The organism is Veillonella sp. CAG:933 (assembly GCF_000431435.1).
In the GTDB taxonomy this organism is placed as follows: Bacteria; Bacillota; Negativicutes; order Veillonellales; family Veillonellaceae; genus Veillonella_A.
Genome location: NZ_HF986196.1, coordinates 1,435 through 5,887, shown reverse-complemented (window position 1 = coordinate 5,887; position 4,453 = coordinate 1,435). Strand labels below are relative to the sequence as shown.

The window sequence follows — 4,453 nt, the reverse complement described above, 5'->3', positions numbered from 1 at the left end:
TAAAAAACTCAATTTCGTTACAGCCCCTTTTTATGTTTAATAGCATCTTATTTAAATACTATTAAATTAGATTCTTTGATTAGTTTTAATATAGCTAACTGCATTTCTTCGATAGAATGTGTTCTATTACGTGCACAATCTTGTGCCTGTTTATTACAAATAAGGCAAGAACGATATTGTTGACGGGATAATTTGTGTCCTTTCGGATCAATAATATCAATATCAAATAAACGACCTAAGGGATGTGTATTTTCTAAGGTAATCGCTTCGTTTTTTACGTCATCGGCATTACCGTCAAAGGCACAGATATATTCATTCCCGGTTATTTCATTACTATAATGTTCCTGTAAAATATGAATTTGATGATTGTTGAATATAGCGTTAATGGATTTTATGCCTATATAAAATATATCAGATAAAAGACTGTTGTTTTTTATAGGGCCCGGAATATTTAAAGTAAATGAAAGTAACGGTGCGTGATATTTTTCAAATAGAACGTTTTGTAACATAGCCCTATGCTCACGACAACGCATCATGTCATTAAGCTCTACTTGTGTGCCCTCATTTAAGCGAGTCAGTAAAGTTTTAAAATCAATAGTGTATGACATTTTGGCTCTCCTTTATTTTCTGTATGATAGGTTGTGCCTCTTTACGTTGCAGGAATGAGAATGTCGATACAGGAGTTAAATTTTTAACTAATTCCCAACTATCCTGTCTAATAGCTTCACGAACATGAGAAGCACTGACGATTATGTTATCTTTGGTAAAACGGGAAACTATATGGTGTTCAATATAGGCTTTTTTTAATTCTTGAGCCATCGTTTCATTATACAGTTTTGTTACTTGGCTAAACGGCTCCTCACCAACATAACGTGACGTTATGTTTAGATATTTAGCGATTTTTACAAAAATATTTACGTCCAATATGGCTTGGCTGAGAATTACGGCTTCATTGTCTTTTTGAAAATAAGCCGGAAAAGTGGCACTGCTTATCATATAAGAACCACAGTCATGATAAATAACATTTTTTAAATCCTTGGTACCGTCCATAATGAGTTGTTTTCGAACGGTATAAGGAAATAAGCTGGAGTCGTCACTGACGATAAAGAGATGAACATAATCATTTGATTCACAAGCAGTCTTAATTAAATGCAAATGTCCCAAAGTAAAGGGATTGGCATTTAAAACAATAGCTGCTTGTTTTTTATTTTCAAAATTAGGACCAACTTGTTCAATACTTTCCGTATTTAATAACTCCAGATATTCTTTAAAACCGAATGGTTGATTTTCTAAGAATGAAACCAGATTCGCATCTTGATAAATTTCATAGAATCCTAAGTCTTTAAAGTATTTGGCTGACTTTGGTTTTGTATAGATAAAAAGATGAGTATTACCTCGATTGTATTGAACTTCTACTAAATGTGAAAGTAAGGTATTTAACAGGCTTTGACCCTGGTAGTCAGAATCGACGGCAAAGCACCGTAAAGAATTTTTAAATAAGCTTCCGGTAGCAACAATATTATTTTGATCATATATGGCCGCTATATAATCAAGGTTTTTATCCAGAGTTAAATCTTCTTTAGCCAGTAATGCTTTTACAGCCTCTATCCCTTTTGTATCAGAAGGATAAATTTGAGAAACTGTAAAGTTATTCATGAAAGGCCTCCTTCCAGTCGGTCATAAATTGAATAAATGCATCTATTTGAGGTAGCACTTTGAGATTCGGTTGATATAGCAGGTAAGTCGAACGTTCTAAAGGCATACCGTCATTAAAAAATAGGGGCTTAACAGTTCCGGTAAAATTCTCCAGACAAATCTCGGGAACAATGGCCCATCCTAAATTTTCTTTTACCATATTTACTACTGTTTGAATGCCATCAACGGTAATATCAGATTTAATATTTTGACTTAAATTATTTTCATTTAACCAGCGGATAACGGCGTGTTCCATATTTGTATCAGTTTCTCGCGTAATATACGGTAAATTATTTAAATCGGATAGAGTTTGAATTTCATTATTATAAATTAAGCATATTCTTTCACGATAGAGAAACAATTTATTGCCTGTCCAGTCCTGAAAATCACCGCGTAGTATAGCAGCGTCCAGAGTGTTTTTTAAAAGAAGTTTGTATAAATCACGACTTTGATTGGTATGAATATGGGTAGCCACCAACGGATATTGATTTTTAAAGCTTTTTAAAAATTGCGGCAATTTATAATGGGCAAAGTTTACAGAAACACCCAATTTTATGGTACCGCTGACAATGTTTTTTAAAGAGTCAATATCTCGAGTCATTTGCTCTTTATGTTCCATAATAGCTTGGGCATGTTTTAACGCAACTTCGCCGGCCGGTGTAAAATGAACACCTTGGCGAGAACGTATAAGTAATTCTGTGGATAATTCTTTTTCTATACTGCGTATACGTTTGGATAAAGTTGATTGAGAGATATATAATTGCTCAGCCGTATGAGTTATATTGTTTGTTTTAGACAGTAAAATTAGTAATTCATAATCCTTATCATCCATGAAATATACCTCCTTTACTTTAAAATGCAGATTTAAAAAAATATAGTTTATAATCCTATTTTAATTCTTTTATTACAAAAAATATATATTTTTTGCCATGAAAATATTTCGTAGAAAATTGAGAAAATAATGAATTTTACATAAATGTGAGACAGTGTTTAAATGTATTTATAAAAGTTCTCTATATTATGTATAAATTACAATTTAGGTTGTAGGAGGTTAGTTTATGGATATTTTAAACAATGCAATAGCCGGAACATTGGAGTCCAGTGATGCACAGGTACAAGTATTTCCACAATCAGGTAAATTAAGTATTTATGTTGAAAGTAGTGTTATGAATCAATATGGTCGTCAAATAAAAAAAACGGCTGAAGAAACATTAGCAAAGTTAAAGGTAAAAGAGGGAAAGGTTGTTATTATCGATAAAGGAGCTTTGGAATGTACACTTAAAGCTCGTATTGAGTGTGCTGTATTTAGAAGTTGCGGTCAATCGGAAAGCAATATTCCTTGGGAGGTGTTATAAATGATTAATCGTCCAAAACCGGAAAAATTCAGATTGCGTAGAACGATGATGTTTATGAATGCGCAGAAACCTGGCTTAATAAAAGATGCGTATATTTATGGCAGTGACAGCATTATTTTAGATTTGGAAGATGCGGTAGCGGAAAATCAAAAAGATGCAGCCCGTTTTTCTTTATATCAAGCATTAAAGAATGTTGATTATGGTGATACGGAAGTAATTGTTCGTATTAATGGTTTGGATACACCTCATTGGCAAGAGGATATTCGTGCTGTAGTAGCCGGCGGTGCTGACGGTATTCGAATTGCTAAATGTGAAAGTGCAGCTGATGTAAAGTTGGTTGAAGAACATGTATTGGCTGCTGAAAAAGAATTCGGCGTAGAAGAAGGACGTACATTATTAATGGCCGCTTTAGAAAGTCCTAAAGGCATTATGAATGCTTATGAGATTGTATCGGCATCGGATCGCATGTTTGGTTGTGCTATTTCAGGCGGTGATTTCCGTAAATCTATGCATGTACAGATTAATCGTGGCGGTATAGAAATGTTGGCGGCACGCAGTCAAATGTTATTAGCCGCTCGAGCAGCTAATGTTCAGTGTTTTGATACTATGTATCCTAATATTGATGATATGGAAGGCTTTGAAGCAGAAGTAAAACAAAACAGAGAAATGGGTTTTGATGGTAAGAGTATAGTAAATCCGCGTCAAATTGCTTTTGTACATGAAACATTTGCACCAACGCCGAAAGAAATTGCATATGCCGAAAAATTGGTAAGATCATTTAATGAACAAGCGGATTCCGGTGTTGGCGTTTATACGGTTGACGGTAAGATGGTAGATATTCCGTTTTTTGAAGATGCAAGACGCATTATTGCTTTAGCAAAAGCTTGCGGTGTGTATAAAGGTGACTTATAGAGGTGATATAAATGAAAAATGCAGTAGGTAGAGAGATTCCGGATGAGCTTTTAGTTAATAATAAGCGCGTATATTCCGGAAAAAATCAGATAGATGGTCAATATGAACAAAAAGTTGGACCGAAGCGTAGAATTGGTGAAAAACCGAGAGAAAATAAATTAGTGGCTACTCTTCGGGAAGCTTGTGAAAAGTGTGGTGTTCATTATGGTATGACCATTTCATTCCATTCTGTATTCCGCAACGGTGACTATGTAGCGTCAATGGCCGTGAAAACATTAGTTGAAGAATTGGGTGTCAAAGATTTAAACATTGCCGCCACTTCATTAGGTAGTGCTCATGATATTATTGCCGATTATATTGAAAAAGGGATTGTAACGGGCATTCAAACATCCGGTGTTCGAGGTCGTATCGGAGAAGTTATTTCTGAAGGAAAATTAAAAACACCGGCTATTATTCGCAGTCATGGCGGTCGTCCGCGAGCTATCGCAGCC

General features: G+C 34.8%; 6 protein-coding genes (1 of these 6 cut by a window edge). 3 read left to right on the top strand and 3 right to left on the bottom strand.

Annotated elements, in window-relative coordinates; translation table 11 throughout:
• Nucleotides 1-47 precede the first annotated feature (47 nt).
• The 3 genes from citX to QZL64_RS06475 are packed head-to-tail and all read right to left on the bottom strand — an operon-like array spanning nt 48 to nt 2,527.
• The gene (gene citX / locus QZL64_RS06485; RefSeq protein ID WP_021841201.1) at nt 48-608 is read right to left on the bottom strand and encodes a citrate lyase holo-[acyl-carrier protein] synthase; all 561 of its coding nucleotides are present in this window, start codon (nt 606-608) and stop codon (nt 48-50) included.
• Complete coding sequence (citC, locus tag QZL64_RS06480; protein WP_021841200.1) at nt 592-1,656, bottom strand: [citrate (pro-3S)-lyase] ligase; 1,065 nt, start codon at nt 1,654-1,656, stop codon at nt 592-594. The genes citX and citC overlap by 17 nt, the downstream gene beginning before the upstream one ends.
• Entirely contained in the window at nt 1,649-2,527 is an 879-nt protein-coding gene (locus QZL64_RS06475; protein WP_021841199.1) for a LysR family transcriptional regulator, read from the bottom strand. The genes citC and QZL64_RS06475 overlap by 8 nt, the downstream gene beginning before the upstream one ends.
• Before the next feature lie 226 nt (nt 2,528-2,753).
• Between QZL64_RS06475 and citD the strand changes: the two genes are divergently transcribed.
• The 3 genes in view from citD to QZL64_RS06460 are tightly spaced (at most 11 nt apart) and all read left to right on the top strand, a layout consistent with a single transcriptional unit that may run on beyond the window.
• Complete coding sequence (gene citD, locus QZL64_RS06470; protein WP_021841198.1) at nt 2,754-3,050, top strand: citrate lyase acyl carrier protein; 297 nt, start codon at nt 2,754-2,756, stop codon at nt 3,048-3,050.
• Nucleotides 3,051-3,962 carry an HpcH/HpaI aldolase/citrate lyase family protein gene (locus tag QZL64_RS06465; RefSeq protein WP_006555234.1) on the top strand — a complete coding sequence of 304 codons (912 nt, stop codon included), beginning with the start codon at nt 3,051-3,053 and terminating at the stop codon, nt 3,960-3,962.
• An 11-nt stretch (nt 3,963-3,973) separates the two neighbouring features.
• On the top strand, nt 3,974-4,453 hold the 5' portion of the coding sequence (locus tag QZL64_RS06460; protein ID WP_021841197.1) for a citrate lyase subunit alpha. It continues 48 nt past the right edge of the window; 480 of the gene's 528 nt are visible here — the first part of the coding sequence; it begins with the start codon at nt 3,974-3,976; its stop codon lies beyond the right edge, outside the window.

Bases quoted from the DNA above. Each gene is read 5' to 3' on its own strand.
- citC (WP_021841200.1), bottom strand. From the start codon at position 1,656: ATGAATAACTTTACAGTTTCTCAAATTTATCCTTCTGATACAAAAGGG.
- citX (WP_021841201.1), bottom strand. From the start codon at position 608: ATGTCATACACTATTGATTTTAAAACTTTACTGACTCGCTTAAATGAG.
- QZL64_RS06465 (WP_006555234.1), top strand. From the start codon at position 3,051: ATGATTAATCGTCCAAAACCGGAAAAATTCAGATTGCGTAGAACGATG.
- QZL64_RS06475 (WP_021841199.1), bottom strand. From the start codon at position 2,527: ATGGATGATAAGGATTATGAATTACTAATTTTACTGTCTAAAACAAAC.
- citD (WP_021841198.1), top strand. From the start codon at position 2,754: ATGGATATTTTAAACAATGCAATAGCCGGAACATTGGAGTCCAGTGAT.